Here is a 20946-nt window from a genome sequence, read left to right as displayed (position 1 = left end):
GCGATCGCAGCCAGCTGATCAGCACGATCAGCAGGAAAACCCGCCGACGCCGCCAACGGCAGACCATCGGACGAGACCACCACCGCGTGCGCGACGCCGGGGACCGTGTTGACGAAGTCGGTGATCAGCCAGTCGACTCCACGCGCCGCGTGGCTGAGATCGTTCATGCGTCCTCCTCCCTTTCGTTCTCCTTAGGGCCTGAGGGACCAGAGGGGAACGCCCTGCCCTCGGTGATGTCGTCACGTGCTGCTCTGAAGCCCTGCTGGAAGCTCGACAGCCGGTTGCGCACCCGGTCGGGCGAGACGGTCGGCATCGGCGAGACGCCCTTGGGCGAGGCGGCGGTGTCGGCGGAGCCGGGCACCAGGTTCGCCTTGGGGACCCGCTTGGGCAGGCCGTTCACCGTGGCGCCGTCGCGGGTGGGCTCGCGGGCGGCCGCCTCCGCCGCGCTCCATGCGGCGTCCGCCTTGGAGGAGCCCCAGCTCGCGCCGTTGGCGCCGAACCAGGCCGACTCCACCGCCGAGTAGATCGGCAGGTGGTCGTCGGTGCGCGGCGGCGGGTCGCCGCCGAGTCCAGGCTCCGACTGGTACTCGAAGCCGGGCCGCTGCGGCGGCATGGTGTCCTTGCCCCAGCCGCCGGGCGGCGCCTCGGGCGTGGGCCGCCTGGGCAGGCCGTTCTCGCCGTTCCACGCGTTGCGCGGCGGCGTCCACACGTCGCCCGCGTGCGGCTCGGCGGGCCAGGCGGTGGGGTCGGGCTGCCACGAGGGCGAGCCCCACGCGCCGCCTGAGTCCTGGCCGGACGCCGGGGGCGTGCCCCACGAGCCTGCGCCGTCCTTGACCGGCGGGCCGGCGCCCCAGGCGGGGTCCTGGCCCGGCGCTCCCGACGGGGGCGAGCCCCATCCCGCGCCGGCGTCCTGGCCGGGCGGAGCGCTCCATCCGGCGTCCTGGCCCTGCGGGGGCGGGCTCCAGCTGGCCGAGCCCTCCGGGTTGGGCGACGGCCAGCCGGAGCCGAACTCCGGGCTCGACGGGAAGGACGGATGCCCGGGGCCGTACTGCACCGCGGGTGGCTGCGGCCAGTCCGTGGCGGGCGGCGCGGGGTGCGGCCCCGAGTACGGCTCGTCCCCTCGCGGTCCGCCGCTCGCCGCGCCCGCCAGGGCCGGCGGCTGGTTGCCGGAGAAGGACGGCATGCCGCTGAAGTTCGGCGCCTGGGAGCCGAGCATGTTCTCGGGGATGAGCACCATCGCGGTCAGGCCGCCCGAGCTGTGCGGGCGGAGCTGGACGCGGATGCCGTGGCGGTGCGCCAGCCTCGCGACCACGAACAGGCCCATCCGGCGGGAGACGGAGACGTCCACGCTGGGCGCCTCCATCAGCCGCTCGTTGGCGGCGACCAGCTCCTCCTGGGTCATGCCGATGCCGGAGTCGGTGATGGAGAGCATCACGCCGCCGCCGTCGATCCTGCTGCCGGACACCGTCACCCTGGTCTCGCGCGGCGAGAACGACAGCGCGTTCTCGACCAGCTCGGCGAGCAGGTGGATGACGTCGTTGACGGCCTGGCCGGCCACCGACACGCCGTCGGGCACCTGGAGCACGACCCGCTCGTAGCTCTCGACCTCCGACAGGGAGGCGCGGGCCACGTCCACGATCTTGACCGGCTGGCTCCAGCGGCGCGGCGGGTCCTGGCCCGCCAGCACGAGCAGGTTCTCGCTGTTGCGCCGCATGCGGGTGGCCAGGTGGTCCAGCTTGAACAGGTTGCCGAGCCGCTGCTCGTCCTGCTCGCCCTGCTCCAGGCCGTCGATGAGGGTGATCTGCCGCTCCACCAGCGTCTGGCTGCGGCGCGACAGGTTGACGAACATCGCGTTGACGTTGCTGCGCAGCCGCGCCTCCTCCCCCGCCAGCCGGACCGCCTCCCGGTGCACCTCGTCGAAGGCCCGCGCGACCTCGCCGATCTCGTCGTGGGTGTCCACCCCGATGGGCGCGACGGGGCCGATCGTGCCGTCGCTGCTCTCGCGCAGCTGCCGTACGGTCTCCGGCAGGCGCTGCCCGGCGATGTCGAGCGCCTCGCGGCGCAGCCGGCGCAGCGGCCTGATGAGCGAGCGGGCGATGAGCGAGATGATCGCGATGACCACGATCAGCAGCAGCAGGATGAGCCCGCCGGAGATCATCGCCGAGCGGTTGGCGCCCTCCTCCAGGCCCCTGGCCCGCAGGATGACCGAGGACGACAGCTCCCGCTCCACGGTACGCAGCGCGTCGATCTTGCCGGTGCTGACGTCCACCCAGGTCGCCACGTCGCGGTCGGCGCGGCCGCTGATGCTCAGCTCATCGCTGCCCTCCGCCGCCTGCGCCATCGCGCGCAGCCGGAACAGGTCGGTCTGGTCGACGTCCCTGCCGACGACGGTGTTGCGGTAGAGCTCGAGCTGGTCGAGGGTGGCCAGCGTGGCGAAGAGCGTCTCCTCGCTCTCCTCGCGCGACTTGGCGTCGGTGAGCGCGTCCAGCTCGCCGCTGTCGAAGCCCTTCTTGTCCAGCGCGCCGGCGAGGATGCCACGCTGCTTGGACGCCTGCTCCTTGGCCCTGGAGATGGCCGCCATCGCGCTGGCGGAGTCGGCCACCTCGTCGTCCACCGCCACCTGGCCCACCTGGTCGTGGAACTGCAGGAGCGCCGAGATGATCTCCGAGTACTTCCTGATCATGGGCAGCGGCTGGATCTTGCCGTTGACCGCGGTCTCGCGCAGCGTCGGGATCTCCTCCAGGCGGCGCAGCACCGGGCGCACGGCCTCGCCGTGGCTGTCGCCGAGTGCGTTGGCCTGCTGCTTGGCCTCGTCGATGAGGCCGTTCACCTGGCTGTAGGTGGTGCGCAGCTGTGCCTCGCGGTTCTCGGGCCGGCCCTGGGCGATGTAGAGGGCGGTCTCGTCGCGTTCGAAGCCGAGCTCGTGGGTGACGGCCCCGAGCTGCTGGCTGAGCTCGGCGACCTCTCTGAGGGTCTGGTAGGTGCGGGCATCGCTGAGCGAGGTGATGACGTTCAGCCCGCCCAGGCCGACGGCGACGGCGGTGGGCACGACGATCAGCGCGATGAGGCGCGACCGGACATGCCAGTTCCCCAGTCCGAACCTGCCGGAGGAAGGTTTGGACAGCCGTCGCTTCTGATGGCCGTGCGGCTCGCGGTCAGCGGAAGCTTCAGCGTTCTGCGTTCTCACTTGCCTTCGCAACCTCTCGCCCTTTGAGGGAAATTCTCGGGTGGACCAGCGGTATTGCAGGTGGGGCACATTTCGTACGGCGACATATCGAGATAAGCGTCATTTGAGCACACGGGTGGGGAAGGGCCAACCACTACTAGTGCCCCGATGAGGTGTTTGTCCCTAGATGTCCAGAAAATATGACAGAATCGGTAGACCACCTACGACCAGCGGAAACAGGCAAGAGGAGATCGTTCCACGAGCCACCTCCCGACTCGCGGACAGAGATCGAACGACCGGCATCATGAGTAACGGAAGTCCCGGCTGACACCCCTTTCCCAAAACAGACAAACGTCAAGATCTCGTACGGCCGCCAAAATTTCACGATAGAGCGGCAAACAGACATTGCAACCTCAAGTGTCTGCTTTCCGATAAATGACCGGCAATTGGTGCTACCGTCGATCTCTGTTGTGCGTCAGGCACACAGTCCCCGGGAGCAGAAAGCCGCCCGGTTCCCCCCTGGCTCCATCCGAAGGGAGTCCCTGACATGAGGTTTGGCCGTTCCGCCAGGGCCGCCATCATCGGCTTCGCTTTGACGCTCGGCGCCGTGGCGTGCAGCTCGGGCGGCGACCCGAACACCAGCGCCCCTCCGTCCGCGGACGCGGCGGGTGGGCTCGAGAAGACCCAGCTCAAGATCGCCACGCTGCCGGCGATCGACAGCGCCGCCATCTACGTGGCCATCGACCAGGGCCTGTTCGAGAAGGAGGGCCTGGAGGTGACGCCACAGGTCGTCCAGGCCGCTCCCGAGGCCATTCCCATGCTGGTCAAGGGTGAGATCGACGCGATGTTCGGCAACTACGTGTCGATGTTCGCCGCCCATGACAAGCAGGCGCTGAAGCTGCGCATCCTGGCCGAGGGCTCTCGCGCGGCCCCCGACTCGCTCAGCATCATGGCGTTGCCCGACTCGCCCATCAAGACGCCTAAAGACCTGGAGGGCAAGACGATCAACGTCAACGTCCTGCACAACTTCCAGGAGCTGGCCCTGACCCAGGTGCTCAAGGCCAACAACGTCGACCCCGCCACCATCAAGTACGTCCAGGTGACGTTCCAGAACATCATGCCCTCGTGGAAGGGCGGCCAGATCGACGCCGCCTACCTCGGCGAGCCGATGGTCACCGCCGCCACGGCCACCATGGGCGCCCGCAAGATCCTCGACCCGGCCTCTGGTCCCGCGGCCGAGTTCCCCATCTCCGGCTACGTCGGCACCCAGGAGTGGTACGACGAGAACCCGAAGACCGCCGCGGCCTTCCAGCGGGCCATCCACAACGCGGGCAAACTCATGGCCAACAACCGCGAGGTCGTGGCCAAGGTGCTGCCCAACTTCACGCAGATCGACGCGGCCACGGCCGCCACGGTGACCTTCCCCTACTTCTCCAGCAACGACAACCCGGTCCGCCTCCAGCGGGTGGCCGACTGGATGCTGGAGGCCAAGTGGCTGACGAAGGCCATCGACGTCAAGACGCTCATGTCGCCCACCACGTCCGGGTGAGCGCCCAGACCCTGTCCCCCGTCCGCCCGGCGTCGCCGGCCACCCGGTGGTCGCGCCGGGCGGCCGGGGCGCTCGCCTTCGCCGCGCTGATCGAGCTGCTCAGCAGGACAGGGCTCGCCGACCCCGAGTTCCTGCCGCCCGCCAGCGAGATCGTCGTCCGCGCGGTCACGCTGCTGGCCGACTCCGCCTTCCAGGCCCACGCCCTGACCAGCGCGCTCGCCTGGGCGATCGGGCTGTGCCTGGCGGCCGTGCTCGCGGTGCCGCTCGGCCTGCTGCTGGGCAGCGTGCCGATCATCGACGCGGCCACCCGCTCGGTGGTGGAGTTCCTGCGTCCGATCCCGTCGGTCGCGCTGATCCCGCTGGTGGCGCTGGTGATCGGCACGGGGCTGCAGCACCGTGTCGCGCTCGTCGTCTACGCCTCGCTCTGGCCGATCCTCTACAACACCATGTACGGCCTGCGCGGCGTCGACCCCCTGGCCAAGGAGTCGCTGCGCTCGTACGGCTTCGGCCCCCTGTCGGTGCTGCTGCGCGTCAGCCTGCCGAGCTCGGCGCCCTTCATCCTGACGGGCGTCAGGCTGGCCGCGGGGGTGGCGCTCATCCTCACCGTGAGCACCGAGATCGTGGCGGGCCGCGGCGAGGGCATCGGCGTGTTCATCTTCTTCGCCGGCATCGCGGTGCCCGCCCGCATGACCGACATCCTGGCCGGGGTGTTCTGGGTGGGCCTGTTCGGGGTCGCCGTCAACGCCCTGCTGGTCTGGGTGGAGCGGCGCGCCTTCCGCTGGCACCACGAGCAGCTCGGGGAGCGCGCATGAGGAGGAGAGGCATGCGTACGGCCGTCTTCCGCGTCCTCGTGCTGGCCGGGCTGATCGCGGTGTGGGAGGTGGCCACGCTGCTGGCCGCCAGCCCGTTCTTCCCGACGCCGAGCACGATCGTGACCCGGATGCACGCCATGTGGTTCTCCGGCTCGCCCGCCACGCTCTTCCTGACCGACGCCGCCATCGGCAACATCCTGCCCAGCCTGGGCAGGATGGCGCTGGGCTTCGCCGGCGGCGCGCTCGCCGGGGTGCTGCTCGGCCTCGCGATCGGCCTGTCGGCCCGGGTGTACGACTACCTCGACGGCGTGCTGCAGTTCCTGCGCGCGATCCCGCCGCCCGCGCTGGTGACGGTGTTCCTCGTGGTGTTCGGCTTCGGGATGCGGATGCAGCTGGCGTTCATCGTCTTCAGCATCGTCTGGCCGGTGCTGCTCAACACCGCCGACGGGGCCCGCTCGGTGGAGCCGCTGCACCTGCAGACCTGCCAGGCGTTCCGGCTGTCGCGGGCCGAGCGGCTGCTGCGGGTGGTGGTGCCCTCCGCGCTGCCCAAGACGTTCGCCGGGCTGCGGCTGGCCCTGTCGCTGTCGCTGATCGTCATGGTCTTCTCCGAGCTGCTGCCCGGCACCACCAACGGCATCGGCTTCCAGCTCACCGACGCGTACTCGACGTTCGACCTGCCCGCCATGTGGGCCGGGATCGTGCTGCTCGGCATCCTCGGCTACTTGCTCAACGAGCTGTTCCTGGTCGTCGAGCGGCGCGTGCTCGCCTGGCACCACGCCGCCAGGGACCTCGTCGGTTAGAGTCCCTGAGGTGCGGACGATGATCGTGGGCGGCGGCATCGGGGGGCTCAGCACGGCGCTGAGCCTGCACGCCGCCGGGCTCGACTGTGTGGTGGTGGAGGCGGCCCGCTCGCTGCGGCCGCTCGGCGTGGGCATCAATCTGCAGCCCCACGCCGTACGCGAGCTGACCGAGCTGGGTCTCGGCGGCGCGCTGGCGGAGCTGGGCGTGGAGACGGCCTTCATGACCTTCGCCGACCGGCATGGCAACGTCATCCTGGCCCTGCCGCGCGGCAGGGCGGCGGGTTACCGGTGGCCCCAATACAGCGTGCACCGCGGCGAGCTGCAGCTCGCGCTGCTCGCGGCGGTCGAGGAGCGGGGCGTGCCGGTGCGCACGGGCGTCAGGTTCGAGGACCTCGCGCAGGACGGCGACGGCGTGCGCGTCACGCTGCGCGAGGGCGGCCGGGTGGTCGAGGAGCGGGCCGACGTGCTGGTCGGCGCCGACGGCGTGCAGTCGGCGGTGCGGGCGCGGATCTGGCCGCAGGGCGGCCCGCTGCTGTGGTCGGGGATCCGGATGTGGCGCGGGGTGGCCGAGGGCGAGCCCATCATGGACGGCGCCACCGTCCTGGTGGGCGGCTCCAACCGGGCCGGGAAATTCGTCACTTATCACATCTCGGCGCGTAATCCGCGGCTGATCAACTGGGTGGCCGAGGTGAAGGTGGGCGAGCCAGGAGCCGTTCCCGGGGCCGACTGGTACCGCGAGGGAAGATTGGCGGAGGTGCTGGCGCATTTCTCGTCATGGAAGTACCGCCCCGCCGACATCCATGCTTTGCTCTCCGCCACCGACCGGATACTCGAATATCCGATGGTCGATCGTGATCCGCTGCCGCAATGGGGGCGCGGACGGGTGACGCTGCTCGGCGACGCCGCCCATCCGATGTACCCGATCGGCTCCAACGGCGGGTCCCAGGCGGTGCTCGACGCGCGGGTGCTGGCCCGGTGCCTGGCGACGTACGACGACCCGGAAAGCGCGCTCGCGGCGTACGAGGAGGAGCGCCGCCCGGCCACGTCGGAGCTGGTGCTGGCGCACCGGGCGCTGCCCGTCGACGAGACGGTCACGCTGGTGACCGAGCGGGCGCCCGGCGGGTTCACCGAGATCGGCGACGTGCTGGCCGAGGAGGAGCTGGCCGCCATGGCGGGCGCGCAGCGGCGCATCTCCGACGCGGACGTGCGCGCCCTCAACGAAAGGGAGAGCTGGAGTGTGTGAACGGCTGATAGCAGTGACGTTCCGGCAAGAGTAAGATCACGCCCTGATTAGGTTCACCTGACTGACATGTCCCCCATTTACCGCTCCGCTAGAGTCATTTCCGACTCTGAAAGAGTTGCCGCACTGCCCGCGGTCTCGCCCCCCTAGGAATTCCATTGCTCGAGATAGAGAACCTTTCCCATGTGTACGGCGGCGGTACTCCCAACGCGCACCACGCCATCGAAGGACTCAACCTGAGCGTCGCCGAGGGCGAACTGCTCTGCATCGTCGGCCCGTCGGGCTGCGGGAAGTCCACGCTGCTGCGCTCCATCGCCGGCCTGATCACCCCGACGGGCGGGCAGGTCAAGGTCGAGGGCAACCTGGTCCGCCAGACGCCCGACAACCTCGCCGTGGTCTTCCAGGACTACAGCCGCTCGTTGTTCCCCTGGATGTCGGTCGCCGACAACGTGGCGCTGCCGCTGCGCCGCAAGAACATGGACAAGCGCCAGCGGCGCGAAGCCGCCCAGGAGGCGCTGGAGTCGGTGGGCCTGGAGGGCGCGGGGCGCAAATACCCGTTCCAGCTCTCCGGCGGCATGCAGCAACGCGTCGCCATCGCGCGGGCGCTGGCCTACCGGCCCACGCTGATGCTCATGGACGAGCCGTTCGGCTCGGTGGACGCCCAGACCAGGGAGGACCTCGAAGACCTGGTGCTGAAGGTGCGCGGCCACCACCAGATGACGATCGTGCTCATCACCCACGACATCGACGAGAGCGTCTACGTGGGCGACCGGGTGGTCGTGCTGTCGAAGGCGCCGGCGCACGTCGTGGGCGACCTCAAGGTGGACCTGCCCGCCCCGCGCGACCAGATCAGCACCCGCGAGCACCCCGACTTCGTGCACCTGCGCGCCGAGGTCGGCCGGCTCGTCCGCGGCCACGCCACGGTCTAGCCGCTCACGACGCGACAGGGTGCCGCCCGGCGATCGGGCGGCACCCTGTCGTGTCGTCAGACCGGCGAGTGCATGTGGCGGGTCAGAGCGTGCTCCACCAAGGTGATCAAGGTGGACTTGACCGACTCGCGCTGCCGGGCGTCGAGCCGCACGATCGGGATGTGGTCGCCGATCGACAGCGCCTCTCTGATCTCGTCCTCGGCGTGCGCGAACTGGCCGTCCCAGCCGTTGATGCCGATCACGAAGGGCAGCTTGGCCTCTTCGAAGTAGTCGATGGCCGGGAAGCTGTCGGCGAGCCTGCGGGTGTCCACGAGGACGACCGCGCCGATGGCGCCGCGGACGAGGTCGTCCCACATGAACCAGAACCGGTGCTGCCCGGGCGTGCCGAACAGGTACAGGATCAGGTCGCGGTCGAGCGAGACCCGGCCGAAGTCCATCGCGACGGTCGTGGTCGTCTTGTTCGGCGTGAGCGAGACGTCGTCGACGTGCGCCGAGGCGTCCGTCATGACCGCCTCCGTGGTGAGCGGCAGAATCTCCGAGACCGCACCCACGAATGTCGTCTTCCCCACGCCGAAGCCCCCGGCCACGACGATCTTCGTCGAGGTTAGGCCGGGGCTAGAGCCTGCGAAGTCCACTGAGCACCCTTTCGAGCAAGTTGAGGTCCGGCTTTCCCGCGTCCAGCGCAGGCTGGTGCACGCGGATCAGGCCTTCCGACGCCATGTCGGCGATCAGCACCCGGACCACGCCAAGAGGCTGGCGTAAAAGGGCGGAGATCTCGGCAACCGACCGGACGTTCCGAGTCAGCTGAATGATCGCCTGATACTCCGGACTTAGTAGGGAAATGTCTTGGTATTCAGACGTCACGGAGGACACAAGTGCCTCCATGGCGAACTTCATCCGCGGCGCCGTGCGCCCCCCTGTCACGGCATAGGGCCGTACCAAGGAGCTCGGCTTCTGCGGACGGGGAGCCGCCGGATGCGGCGGAGTGCTATCACCAGCCCAACCCTGCTGACCTGACACCATGTTCTCCTGTCACCGCCCGATTCAGCGGGGGCGGGCCGCTTGCAGCTCAGCGCGTACGGCCGGCGTCAGCACCTGACCGGCCCGCTCGACCAGCAACGTCATCTGGTACGCGACCAGACCCATGTCGCAGTCGGGAGCCGCCAGGACGGCCAAGCAGGATCCATCACTGATCGACATGATCATCAAGAGCCCACGCTGCATTTCGATAACGGTCTGGGTCACCATACCGCCCTCGAAAACCCGCGCGGCGCCTTGGGTCAAGGAGATCACGCCGGAGGCCACGGCGGCCAGCTGGTCGGCCCGGTCCTTGGGAAAACCCTCGGAGAAGGCCAGCGGCAACCCGTCAGACGACACCACGACCGTGTGGGCGACGCCTGGCACGTTGTTCACGAAGTCCGTGATCAGCCAGCTGATGCCACGCGCTCCCTGGCTCATTTCTCTCATTTGTCCTCCTCATTCTCTTCTCCGCGGGTGAACGCCCGGCCTTGCCGGACACCCTGCTGGAAGCTGGAGAGCCGGCTGCGCAACCGCTCGGGTGAGATCTGCGGTGCTGGTGAGGTCGCCTGGGGCTCGGCCAGGCTGGCCGTACCGGGCACCAGGTTGGCCTTGGGAACGCGGCGCGGCAGGCCCGACTGCGTCGTGCCGCCCTGCTGCGGCTGGACCGCGGCCTGTGCCGCCTGGAAACCGGAGTCGGCGGGCGACGACCAGGACGCGCTCACACCCGACGCTCCCGGCTTGCGCTGCGGGAGCCCGGACCTGCTCAGGCCGCCCTGAGCCGGGCTCTGGCTCGGGCCGCCCTGAGCGGCCGCCTGCGGCGGCGGCCCGTCGGTCACCGGCGGGTGCACCGCGGTGATCTCGTGCTCGGACTCGGGCTCGATCTCGTGGCGCGGCTTGAGCACCTCAGGGTCGGGACGGCGGAACCAGTCCGACCCGACCGAGGAGAAGATCGGCAGGAACTCCTCGTTCTGCTCCTCCATCGGCGAGTTGCGCACCGCGGGGAGCGGACCGGTCATGTCCTGGGAGGAGTAGTCGCCGGGGCCGAACGGGTTGTAGGCGGAGTGCCCGTTCTGCTCGAACTGGTCGGCCGGCTTGGGCTCGTCGGCGAACGGCGAGCGGTAGCCGTCGCCGAACTGGGGCCTGACCCGGTCATCCGACTCGAACAGCGACCTTCGGGGCGCCGGGTCGGCGAACGACGACCAGCGCGGCTCCTCCTGCTGCGGCTGCTGCTGGGGCGGCTCGGTGGCGAAGGACGGCCACTGCGGCTCGTCGCTCTGCAGGGGCGGCGGCTGCTCGGCGAACGACGGCCACCGGTTCTCCGCGAACGGCTTCGGCTCGGCCGCGGGCGGCTGCTCGTCGGTGAAGGACGGCCAGCGCTGCTCGCCCAGGGGCTGCTGGGGGACGTTGTTCTGCGGAGCGGGCGTCTCCTCGGCGAACGACGGCCAGCGCGGCTCCTCGGCCCGCGGCGGCTCACCGAACGCGGGCGGCTGGTCGCCGCCGAAGACCGACGGCTGGTCGCCGAACGCGGACGGAGCCGGGTCGGGGAAGGCCGGCGCCGGGTCGGGGAAGGACGGCGGCTGCTCGCCGAACGACGGCCAGTTGCCGGTGCCCGGCGCGGGCAGCGAGCCCGGCCACTGCGTGTCCATCACCTGGTCGGGCATGTCGTCGAACGACGGGTGACCGTTGCGCGACGGCTGGCCGAGCGAGCTCGGGTCGAACGTGGTGAACGCCTCGTACTGGCCCTGCTGGCTGCCCTGCCCGTTGCTGATGAGCATGTCGGGCATCATCACCAGGGCGCTCAGGCCGCCGTGCTCGCGCATGCTGAGCTGGACGCGGACGCCGTGGCGCAGGGCCAGGCGGCCGACCACGAACAGGCCCATGCGGCGGGAGACGGACACGTCCACGACCGGCGGGTTGGCCAGGCGCCAGTTGGCCTCGGCCAGCTCCTCCTGGCTCATGCCGATGCCCTGGTCGTTGATCGTGACCAGCACGCCGCCCTCGGCGGGGGTGCTGGTGACGGTGACCTTGCTCTCGCGCGGGGAGAAGGAGATGGCGTTCTCGATCAGCTCGGCGAGCAGGTGGACGGCGTCGGTGACGGCGGGGCCGACGATCTGGGTGCCGGACGGGATCTGGATCTGGACCCGCTCGTAGCCCTCGACCTCCGACAGCGAGGCGCGGGCGATGTCGACCAGCGGCACCGGCTCGCTCCACTTGCGCGCGGCCTCCTGGCCGGCGAGGACCAGGAGGTTCTCGCTGTTGCGCCGCATGCGGGTGGCCAGGTGGTCGAGGCGGAAGAGGTTGGCGAGCCGCTGCTCGTCCTCCTCACCCTGCTCCAGGCCCTCGATGAGCTGCAGCTGGCGCTCGACCAGCGTCTGGCTGCGGCGGGAGAGGTTGACGAACATCGAGTTGACGTTGGCGCGCAGCTTGGCCTCGTCGCCCGCCAGCCGGATCGCCTCGCGGTGGACCTCGTCGAACGCCCGCGCCACTTCACCGATCTCGTCACGGGTGTTGACGCCGACCGACGGCACCTCTGGCACCTGCGCGCCCTCACCCGACTCGCGCAGCACGCGGACGGTCTCGGGCAGCCGGGTCGTGGCGACCTGCAGCGCCTCGGCACGCAGCCGGCGCAGCGGGCGGACCAGCGAGCCGGCCACGCGGGTGGTGATGATGAGGACCAGGAGCAGCAGGACCAGGATCAGCGCACCGGAGATGATGGCGTTGCGCTGCTCGGTCGCGCTCAGGTCGCGGGTCGTCGTCACGATCTTCGTGGCCAGGCCGTCCTCGACCTTGCGCATCGCGTTGGCGACGGTGGTGGTGCTCTCGTACCACTCGTTGAGGTCGCGGTTGGTGGTGACGTCGAGGTCGCGGATGCGGTTGGTGGCGCTCACCTGAGCGAGCGCGCGCTGCCGCATGGCGTCGGCGAGGTCGACCTGCGGGCCCTTGACGGTGTCCTGGTAGGTCTTGAGGTCCTGGGCGGCGGCCTCCAGCTCGAACGAGGTCTGCTCGGTCTGCTGCTTGTCCCAGGAGCCGAGGAAGTCCGACCAGTCGGAGCTGTCGACCTTGGTCCCGCGCTGCAGCTGCATGTTGATGAGCAGGATCTGCTGGCGCGCGGCCTCCTCCTTCATCCGCTGCAGCGAGCCGAGCGCGGCCACGTCACCCTGGAGGGCGTCGTCGCTGACACCGTCGCCGAGGTCGCTCTGGAGCGTGGAGAACGTCTCGATCATCGTGCTGTACGTGCCGACGACGGCTCGGGCGGGGACGCTGCCCGTCATCGACTCCCGGAGGCTGTCGAGACCCTCGAGCCAGCGGCGCATGTTCCTGACACCGTCGAGCACGCGGGTGGAGTGGGAGGCGTCGATGGCCGCGGCGGCCGACAGCACCTGCTGCTTGGCCTTGTCGGTGGCCTGCCGCTGGGTCTTGAGCTGCACCAGGCGGCCGCCCCTGCGGCGGTCGGCGACGTACCAGGCGGTGAGCGTGCGCTCCCTGGCCAGCTCGTGGTTGAGGCCGCCGACGCGCTGCACCAGCTCGGCCACCTGGGTGAGCCGCTGGTATTCGGCGCTGGTGCCGATGGCGTTGGCCAGCTGGACGCCGGCGAGCAGCACACCCACGACGGTGGGGATGAGGATCAGCGCGACCAGCCTTGAGCGCACACGCCAGTTCGCCAGCCGGAACCGTCCGCCTGTGTACTCCCCTGACCGGGTGTGCCTGGGGTCTTTCGTCCTCACTGAGTCTCGCAACCTCTCGCCGGTACGTGCTCGAAGAAAATCAGACACGCGTGTGGCGCATGGGATTCTGTCCGGCCGGGTAATTGGAACACAACCCGTACCAGATCGGCCAACCGAACATATCCCATCACATGCGCCCAAAGAGGCACTTTGGGCACGATAGCGCCACCACGTTTTCAGGCAGGGCGGAACGAATCCCGCTCGGCCGGTGCCGCATGCTTCACCATCAGGTGCCGCGTCACCGAGTACTCCTGCACCGCCTCCTGGCTCATGTCCTTGCCGAACCCACTGCCCTTCACCCCGCCGTGCGGAGCCTCGCTGGCGATGGGCAGGTGGTCGTTGACCCAGGTCACTCCCACGTCCAGCCGGTGTGATACGCGCATCGCGCGAGCCACGTCACGCGACCACACCGACGAGGCGAGACCGTATCTAGTGTCGTTGGCCAGCCGGACCGCTTCGTCCTCGCCATCGAACGGGAGCGCGACCAGGACCGGTCCAAACAGCTCACCTTGGACGATCTCGCTGGTCTGTGCGACATCAGTCACAAGCGTGGGTGGATAGAAAAAGCCGGAGCCCCCGATCGGGGAGCCTCCGTGCGGAACGCGCCCTCCGGCCCGCTCCACGAAGCCGTGCACGCGGTCGCGGTGCGCGGCGGAGATCAGCGGGCCGATGTCCGTCGCCGGGTCCCAGGGGTCGCCGGCGGTGATGCCGGCCAGCGTCTCCTTGATCGCCTCCACCGCGTCGCCGTAGACCTCCCTGGCGACGTAGACGCGGGTGGCCGCGGTGCAGTCCTGGCCGGTGTTGTACGTCGCCCCCATGGCGACGCCCCGGGCCATCTCCGCCAGATCGGCGTCCTCGAACACCAGGGCGGGCGCCTTGCCGCCGAGCTCGAGGTGAACCCGCTTGAGCGTGGCGGCCGCGCCGGTCATGACGGCGCGGCCGGTCTCGGTCGAGCCGGTGACGCTCACCATGTCCACGCCGGGGTCGGTGACCAGGGCCTGGCCGACCTCGGCGCCGCCGGTCACCGCCTGCACCAGGCCATCGGGTGCGCCCGCCGCGCCGAACAGCTCGGCCAGGCGCAGCGTCGTACGCGGGGTCTGGGGAGCCGGCTTGATCACCACGGCGTTGCCCGCGGCCACCGCGGGACCGACCTTCCAGACCGCCATCACGAACGGGAAGTTCCACGGCGCGATCGACCCCACCACCCCGACGGGACGGCGCAGCAGGACCGAGGTGTAGCCGGCGCTGAACACCCCGGCCCCGGTGCCCTCCAGCGACCGGGCGGCCCCGGCGAAGAAGCGCAGGTTGTCGGCGGCGAAGGGCAGCTCACCGTCGCGGAAGACCGCCGCCGGCTTGCCCGTCTCCTCGACCTCCAGCCTGGTCAGCTCCTCGGCCTCGGCCTCCACCAGGTCGGCCAGGCGCAGCAGCACCCGGGCGCGCTCGCCGGGAGTGGCCTGCGACCACTCCTCGTACGCCGCGCGCGCGGCCGAGACCGCCTTCGCGACCTCCTCGACAGGCGTGTCGGGGACCTCGGCGAAGGGCAGGCCGGTGGCGGGGTTGATCAGTTCGCGCATCAGGAAGACTTCAACTTTCGGGTCGTGCTACTGGCCGAGCTGCTCGATCAGGTCGGCGGCCTTGCGCAGGCCGTCGCGGCGCCTGATCTCCTCGCCCGAGGCGGCGAGCCGCGCCCGCAGCTCGGTGTCGCCGAGCAGCTTCGCGATCGCCCCTGTGAGCTCTTCGTCGGTGAAGGTGTAGGTGGAGAGCCTGACACCGTAGCCGAGCTCATCGACCCTCTGGGCGTTGTCGTACTGGTCCCAGAAGAGCGGCAGCAGGATCATCGGCTTGCCGAAGTGCAGCGCCTCGGTGGTCGTGTTGTTGCCGCCATGGGTGATGACCAAGTCACACAGTGGGATGATCTTAGTCTGCGGGAGGAACTCCTCGCCCCACATGTTGTCGTGCAGCTTGATCTCCTCGTGCAGCGGGCCCTTGGAGACGACGTACTGGTGCGGGGTGGTGCCCAGCACGTCGATCACCCGCTGCATGAGGCCCACGTCGGCGGAGCCGAGCGAGCCGAGCGAGAAGTAGATCAGCGCGTGCTCGTTGCGCTCGAAGGGCAGCTCGAAGTCCTGCTCGGTCTCACGCACCGAGGAGTCGAGCCGGTGCCACGCCGGGCCCAGAGGGCGCTCGGCGACGTAGTCGAGGATCTCCGGGTAGACGTAGAGGTTCAGGTCGCCCTCGTGGATGAAGTCGAGGTCGGGCAGCGGCGGCGTGCCCTGCTCGACGCACCACGCGTTGTAGGCGGTCCACAGCTCGCGGTGGGTGCGCTCGTACTCGGCGCGGAAGGCGTCCCACTCGGAGCGGTCGTTCGCGGGCAGGCCGGAGAAGACCGGCGGGATGTTCGGGCCGCGCACCTCCAGCGGCTGGCAGGAGACGATGCGCACGAACTTCTTGCCGGCGGTGATGAGGGCCGGGAACGTGAGCACGTTGTCCTCGATGATCACGTCCGGGTTCACCCGCTCGATGATGGCCTTGAGCTGCGGCTCGCAGTACTTCGCTCCGTCGATGAGCTCGGCCCAGATGGGCTTGGTGACGGTCTCGAGCTGCTCGCGCGTGCTCTTGCGGTACTCCGGCGCGGTCTCGCGGATGAAGTCCTTCCAGAACTGGCCGGGGTCCTGCTCCTCCTCGGACGGCGGGGCCAGGTCGACGAGGTCCTCCTCGAAGCCGAGCGCTTCGAGCTTGCCCTTCCACGAGGCCTCGGCGGCGAAGACGACGCGGTGGCCGCGCTTGCGCAGGATGTCGCCGATGCCGATGGAGTTGTTGGTCGGTCCGTACGCGCTTTCCGGCATGAACAGGAAGGTGAGAGACATCGAGACTCCGGGAGAACTCGTCATTTTGAAGGTGAATTCAAAAACGGATCTAGCGTGAAGGTCAAGTTAAGGGCACTATGGTCAACGGCCAACTGAACAGTGGCCTAAGGAGTGAAGGTGGTGAGGGTGGCTCAGCGCAAGAGCCGCAGTGACCGGCGCATCGACTTGATCGAAGCCGCACGCAGGGCCATCATCCGCCATGGCATCGACGGTGTACAGCTCTCGCACGTCGCCGAGGAGGCCGGGCTGACCTCCGGCGCCGTGCTCTACCACTACCCCGACCTCAGCGAGCTGCTGGTCGAGGCGCAGCAGGCGGGCATGGAGCGCTTCTACGAGCAGCGGCTGCGCCGGCTCGCCACGATCACCGACCCGGTCGAGAAGCTGGTCGTCACGATCAGGTCGGGGCTGCCCACCGGGCCGCTCGACCCCGACGTGCGCCTGCTCAACGAGCTGGGCGGGGCCGCGGGCCGCAACCGGGTCTACGGCGTGCTGCTCACCTCCCTGTACGACCGGCAGGTCTCGATGTACCAGGCGATCCTGGACACCGGGGCCGCGCTGGGCGTCTTCAGGCTGAGCGCCGACTCGGTGACGATCGCCCGCAACCTGGTGGCCCTGGAGGACGCCTACGGCTACCGCATCACCGCCAGGCATCCCCTGATCGGCCCGGCCGAGGCTGCCGGGCTGATCCTGTCCTACGCCCGCGCGGCGACGGGCAACGACCTGGCTCATTGACCGGCCGCCATGATGACCGCGTCCTCGGCGTTCCAGCGCACCTTGACCTTGGCGCCCGCCTTGATCGTGCCGGCGCCCTGGACGGCGGCCAGCACCGGCTTGTCCTGGCCCTGAACCTGCACCGACAGGTGCGAGACGCCGCCGAAGAAGCTGACGTCGAGCACGGTGCCCGGCAGCCCCCTGGTGGCGCTCTCCTCGGCCAGCTCGATCTTCTCGGGCCGGACCGCCAGCAGCGCCTCCGCGCCCGCCTTCAGCTCGTCCAGCGGCGTGCCGGCGAGCATGCCGAACGTCGTGCTCTTGATGCCCTCAAGGCCGCTCGCGGTGCCGGTGAACAGGTTGTTGGCGCCGACGAAGTCGGCCACGAAGGGCGAGCGGGGCCGCTCGTAGAGGGCGATGGGCTCGTCCACCTGGCAGACCCGGCCGCTGTCGAAGACCGCGATGCGGTCGGCCAGCGACATGGCCTCCTCCTGGTCGTGCGTGACGACCACGAACGTGATGCCCACCTCGTGCTGCAGCCGCTTGAGCTCCAGCTGCATGTCGGCGCGGACCTTCTTGTCCAGGGCCGACAGCGGCTCGTCGAGCAGCAGCAGCCGGGGCCGCTTGACGATGGAACGGGCCAGCGCCACGCGCTGCCGCTGGCCGCCGGACAGCTGCGCGGGCTTGCGCCCCGCGTGCGCCGACAGGCCCACCGTCTCCAGCACCTCGCCGACGCGCTGCTTGACCTCCTGGCGGGGCAGCTTCTCCCGCTCCAGCCCGTACGCGACGTTCTTCGCCACGGTCATGTGCGGGAACAGCGCGTACGACTGGAACATCAGGCTGATCGGCCGCCGGTTCGGCGGCTTGGCCAGCAGGTCCTCCCCGTCGAGCGTGACACCGCCCGCGTCGGGCGTCTCGAACCCGGCGATGATGCGCAGCAGCGTGGTCTTCCCACAGCCGGAGGGCCCGAGCAGGGCGAAGAACTCCCCCTGCTCGATCTCCAGCGAGACGTCGTCCAGCGCGGTGACACTGCCGAACTTCCGGGTGATCCCGTCAATCTCGAGCACGCGATTCCCCGATCTTGGTCAGGCGCTGCCCGGCGATCACGGCCGTGAAGCTCACCAGCAGCACGATCGCGGCCAGCGCATTGATCTTCGGAGTGACCCCGAATCGGATCATGGAGTAGATGACGATCGGCAGCGTCTGCTCGCTGTTGCCGATCGTGAAGAACGCGATCACGAACTCGTCCAGCGACAGCGTGAACGCCAGCAGCGCGCCGGCCACGATGCCCGGCATCAGCTGCGGCAGCGTGATCTTCATGAACGTGGTGACCGGTCCCGCGCCGAGGTCGCGTGACGCCTCCTCCAGCGAGGTGTCCGCGCCCGTCAGCCGGGTGCGCACCACCGCCGCCACGAACGCCATCGCGAACACGCCGTGAGCCAGCACGACCGAGTACAGGCCGAGCGTGAGCTGGATCGTCCCGTACAGGATCAGCAGGCCGATGGCGATCACCAGGTCGGGCAGCACGGCGGGCATCAGCGCGACCGCTTCCAGCACCTTGGACCTGGTGTGCCGGACCAGGCCGACGGCCAGCAGCGTGCCGAGCACGGTGGCGATCACCGTGGAGCCGGCGGCCACGATCAGCGTGTTCACCACGCCGGACAGGGCCCGGTCGTCGCGGGCCAGCTCGCCGTACCACTTGAGGCTGAAGCCGTCGAAGCTGTACGCCGAGTCGCCCGCGTTGAACGACATCACGACCAGGACGGCGATCGGGAGGTAGAGGAAGACGTACGTGGCCCAGAACGGCACGTACAGGAGCTTTGACCTACGCACGGCGCGTCACCCAGGCCTGGATCATGAGCAGCACGATCAGCATCGCGATCACCGCCAGCGCCAGCGTCGAGCCGAACGGCCAGTCGCGCGCGGTCAGGAACTGCTGCCTGATGAGGTTGCCCACCATGATCGACTTGCTGCCCCCGAGCAGCTCGGGGATGACGAAGTTGCCCAGGCTCGGCACGAACACGAACATGCTTCCGGTCAGCACGCCGGGGATGGTCAGCGGCAGCGTGACCTTCCTGAACGTGGTGAACGCCGAGGCGCCCAGGTTGGCCGACGCCTCCCGCAGCTGCGGGTCGAGCCGCTCGATCGCGGCGTACAGCGGCAGCACCATGAGCGGCAGGTACGAGTACAGCAGCCCCGTCACGATCGCGCCCTCGTTGTAGAGCAGCTCCAAGGGCTCGATGCCGAAGACGTTCAGCGCGCTGTTGATCAACCCCGGGCCGCTCAGCAGGATGATCCACGCGTAGACGCGGATGATGAAGTTCGTCCAGAACGGCAGCACGACGGCGACCAGCGCGATGGTCTTCCACTTGCGCGGCAGCTGCGCGATCAGGTACGCCGTCGGATAGCCGATCAGCAACGCGATCACGGTCGTCACCGCCGCGATCTTCAGCGACTGCAGCACCACGCCGAAGTAGAGCGGGTCGATCAGCCGGCTGAAGTTCTCGGTGGTGAACTCGTAGACGACGCCGCCGAAGCGCCCCCGCTGGAACACCGTGTAGCTGAGCACCAGCGCCAGCGGCACCAGCAGCAGCACCAGCAGGTAGGCGAGCCCGGGTGTCAGGAACACGAACGCGCCCAGCCGACGCCCTCGGGAACGGGACGCCGGCCGGGCCTTGACCTCTGACTTCACTACAACGACAACTACTTCGCCTGGATGTCGGCGGACAGGCGGGTGTACTTGGTGGACGCCTGGCCCAGGTCGATGATCGACTCACCGTCGAGCAGCTTGTCCGGCGCGATGCCGAGCAGCGAACCCTTGGGGATCTTCACCTGCTCCATGGCCGCCTTGTTGGGGACCTTGTAGTTGATGTTCACGGCCGCCCAGCTGTGCACCTCGGGGCTCAGGATGTAGTTGATCAGGGCGTGCGCGGCCTCCTTGTTCTTGGAGGACTTCAGGATCACCATGGTGTCCACCCAGAGGTCGCTGCCCTCCTTCGGGTTCGCGAAGCCGATGTTGCCCTTGGGGTCGGTGGTCGGGCACCAGCCGTCCCACGCCTCGACCATGACGGCCTCGCCGTTGACCAGGCGGTCACCGAAGGTGGTGTCGTCGTAGGTGAGCAGGTGCGGCTTCTGCTCCTCCAGCAGCTCGCGGGCCTTCTCGATCTCCTCGTCCTTGTCGGTGTTGACCGAGTAGCCGAGGGCCTTGAGCGCGGGCAGGGCCAGCCAGCGCTCGGTGGTCATCATGGTGACCTTCTTCTCGGCCCAGGCCGGGGGCTTGAGAATATCGTTCCAACTGTCCGGGACCTTCTTCACGAGGTCCTTGCGGTAGCAGATGCCGGTGGTGCCCCAGGTGTAGGGCACGGAGTACTTGTTGCCCTTGTCGTAGGACAGCTGGGTGGCCTCGGGGTAGAGGTTGGCCAGGTTGGGGATCAGCTCGGGGTGGATCGGCTCCAGCAGGCCCATGGCGTTGAGCGCCTGGGCGTACTGGCCGGACACGAACGCCACGTCGATGCCGCTGTCACCGGGGGCGGTGAGCTTGGTCATCGCCGTCTCGTTGGTGTCGTGCAGCTGGATCTTGATGTCCTTGACCTTGAGGGTCGACTTGACCCTGTCGGCCAGCTCCTTGGGCAGGTAACCGTCCCAGACCGTGACCTGCAACGACTGCTTCGTCAGGTCCGCGTTGGGCTTGAGCTCGGCCGCCGCCCCCGTCGTCTCCTGTGAACTTGACGAGGCCCCACCGCCGCACGCCGCGACGGCAAGCGCGAGGCCGACCACCGCGACGGTGGCCGGGAGACGACGGGTGAACCGGGAACGGGACACGGCCGCTACTCCTTCTGAAATTGAGATGTAAGAGGGGTCGCGCGACCTTACCGGACACAGCCGACCAGAGCAGGAGTGTTGCAGCAGAAATCAACATGAGCAAGACTTTTCATGACATTGCTACCTGGAAGTTTGGTCCACGAGTTGAATTGGGATTCAATACACCGGCGAGTGATCTCGCTCGGTGAGAGGCCGCTCACCCCACGAGATCGCGGGCTCAGCGCCGCTCTCGTGGCGCACCTCGGGGAGGAGGCGCCGGAGCCGCTGTCCGTACGACGGTTTCTGCCGTTGCCCACCCTCTCGTACGG

General features: G+C 69.1%; 18 protein-coding genes. 6 read left to right on the top strand and 12 right to left on the bottom strand.

The features are described from left to right. Both AB0K28_RS48590 and AB0K28_RS48585 read right to left on the bottom strand, forming a co-directional pair. Positions 1–167 (bottom strand): roadblock/LC7 domain-containing protein (locus tag AB0K28_RS48590; protein WP_364384619.1); only part of this gene is annotated, 167 nt, incomplete at its 3' end. Beyond that, a complete protein-coding gene (locus AB0K28_RS48585) occupies positions 164–3049 on the bottom strand; it encodes a nitrate- and nitrite sensing domain-containing protein (RefSeq protein WP_364384615.1) in 2886 nt (961 codons plus the stop codon). The genes AB0K28_RS48585 and AB0K28_RS48590, both read right to left, overlap by 4 nt. A gap of 664 nt (positions 3050–3713) precedes the next feature. On the opposite strand from AB0K28_RS48585, the gene AB0K28_RS48580 reads away from it, so the two are divergent. The 5 genes from AB0K28_RS48580 to AB0K28_RS48560 all read left to right on the top strand — a co-directional run bounded on the left by AB0K28_RS48580 (position 3714) and on the right by AB0K28_RS48560 (position 8496). Continuing rightward, positions 3714–4715 carry an ABC transporter substrate-binding protein gene (locus AB0K28_RS48580; protein WP_364384613.1) on the top strand — a complete coding sequence of 334 codons (1002 nt, stop codon included), beginning with the start codon at positions 3714–3716 and terminating at the stop codon, positions 4713–4715. Beyond that, a complete protein-coding gene (locus AB0K28_RS48575) occupies positions 4712–5527 on the top strand; it encodes an ABC transporter permease (protein WP_364384611.1) in 816 nt (271 codons plus the stop codon). Before AB0K28_RS48580 ends, AB0K28_RS48575 begins: the two co-directional genes overlap by 4 nt. Positions 5528–5538: 11 nt before the next feature. Continuing rightward, on the top strand, positions 5539–6327 hold the full coding sequence (locus AB0K28_RS48570; RefSeq protein WP_364384608.1) for an ABC transporter permease: 789 nt from the start codon (positions 5539–5541) through the stop codon (positions 6325–6327). Between the two features lie 19 nt (positions 6328–6346). After that, entirely contained in the window at positions 6347–7570 is a 1224-nt protein-coding gene (locus AB0K28_RS48565; RefSeq protein ID WP_364384617.1) for a flavin-dependent oxidoreductase, read from the top strand. Between the two features lie 182 nt (positions 7571–7752). Beyond that, positions 7753–8496: an ABC transporter ATP-binding protein gene (locus AB0K28_RS48560; protein ID WP_345397938.1), complete on the top strand. Its 744-nt coding sequence runs from the start codon at positions 7753–7755 to the stop codon at positions 8494–8496. A gap of 56 nt (positions 8497–8552) precedes the next feature. Here the strand turns inward: AB0K28_RS48560 and AB0K28_RS48555 are convergent, their stop codons facing one another. From AB0K28_RS48555 to AB0K28_RS48530, 6 genes are all read right to left on the bottom strand, one after another. Then, positions 8553–9131 (bottom strand): ATP/GTP-binding protein, encoded by a 579-nt coding sequence (locus AB0K28_RS48555; RefSeq protein WP_355421430.1) that lies wholly within the window; start codon positions 9129–9131, stop codon positions 8553–8555. Then, positions 9112–9519, bottom strand: coding sequence for a DUF742 domain-containing protein (locus AB0K28_RS48550; RefSeq protein ID WP_245956307.1), 408 nt, complete (start codon positions 9517–9519; stop codon positions 9112–9114). Before AB0K28_RS48550 ends, AB0K28_RS48555 begins: the two co-directional genes overlap by 20 nt. 21 nt (positions 9520–9540) lie before the next feature. After that, positions 9541–9954 (bottom strand): roadblock/LC7 domain-containing protein, encoded by a 414-nt coding sequence (locus tag AB0K28_RS48545; protein ID WP_201760494.1) that lies wholly within the window; start codon positions 9952–9954, stop codon positions 9541–9543. A 5-nt stretch (positions 9955–9959) separates the two neighbouring features. Then, entirely contained in the window at positions 9960–13166 is a 3207-nt protein-coding gene (locus tag AB0K28_RS48540; RefSeq protein WP_364384604.1) for a nitrate- and nitrite sensing domain-containing protein, read from the bottom strand. Positions 13167–13417: 251 nt separating this feature from the next. After that, positions 13418–14815 carry an aminobutyraldehyde dehydrogenase gene (locus AB0K28_RS48535; RefSeq protein ID WP_364384601.1) on the bottom strand — a complete coding sequence of 466 codons (1398 nt, stop codon included), beginning with the start codon at positions 14813–14815 and terminating at the stop codon, positions 13418–13420. A gap of 27 nt (positions 14816–14842) precedes the next feature. Then, positions 14843–16108 carry a glycosyltransferase gene (locus AB0K28_RS48530; protein WP_345397923.1) on the bottom strand — a complete coding sequence of 422 codons (1266 nt, stop codon included), beginning with the start codon at positions 16106–16108 and terminating at the stop codon, positions 14843–14845. A 117-nt stretch (positions 16109–16225) separates the two neighbouring features. Here AB0K28_RS48530 and AB0K28_RS48525 point away from each other — a divergent pair, with 117 nt between their 5' ends. Beyond that, positions 16226–16840: a TetR family transcriptional regulator gene (locus AB0K28_RS48525; RefSeq protein WP_345397921.1), complete on the top strand. Its 615-nt coding sequence runs from the start codon at positions 16226–16228 to the stop codon at positions 16838–16840. On the opposite strand, the gene AB0K28_RS48520 is transcribed toward AB0K28_RS48525, so the two are convergent. From AB0K28_RS48520 to AB0K28_RS48505, 4 genes are all read right to left on the bottom strand, one after another. Next, complete coding sequence (locus tag AB0K28_RS48520) at positions 16834–17883, bottom strand: ABC transporter ATP-binding protein (RefSeq protein ID WP_364384596.1); 1050 nt, start codon at positions 17881–17883, stop codon at positions 16834–16836. The two genes, AB0K28_RS48525 and AB0K28_RS48520, sit on opposite strands and share 7 nt — an antisense overlap. Next, positions 17870–18649, bottom strand: a complete 780-nt coding sequence (locus AB0K28_RS48515; protein WP_364384593.1) for an ABC transporter permease — start codon at positions 18647–18649, stop codon at positions 17870–17872. Before AB0K28_RS48515 ends, AB0K28_RS48520 begins: the two co-directional genes overlap by 14 nt. Then, positions 18642–19445 (bottom strand): ABC transporter permease, encoded by an 804-nt coding sequence (locus tag AB0K28_RS48510; RefSeq protein ID WP_364384590.1) that lies wholly within the window; start codon positions 19443–19445, stop codon positions 18642–18644. Before AB0K28_RS48510 ends, AB0K28_RS48515 begins: the two co-directional genes overlap by 8 nt. 74 nt (positions 19446–19519) lie before the next feature. Continuing rightward, positions 19520–20638 (bottom strand): spermidine/putrescine ABC transporter substrate-binding protein, encoded by a 1119-nt coding sequence (locus AB0K28_RS48505; RefSeq protein ID WP_364384587.1) that lies wholly within the window; start codon positions 20636–20638, stop codon positions 19520–19522. Positions 20639–20946 lie beyond the last annotated feature (308 nt).

Origin of the sequence: Nonomuraea sp. NPDC049504, assembly GCF_040676845.1 — a bacterium.
Taxonomy (GTDB): Bacteria; Actinomycetota; Actinomycetes; order Streptosporangiales; family Streptosporangiaceae; genus Nonomuraea; species Nonomuraea salmonea.
This window is presented reverse-complemented; position numbering and strand designations above follow the sequence as displayed.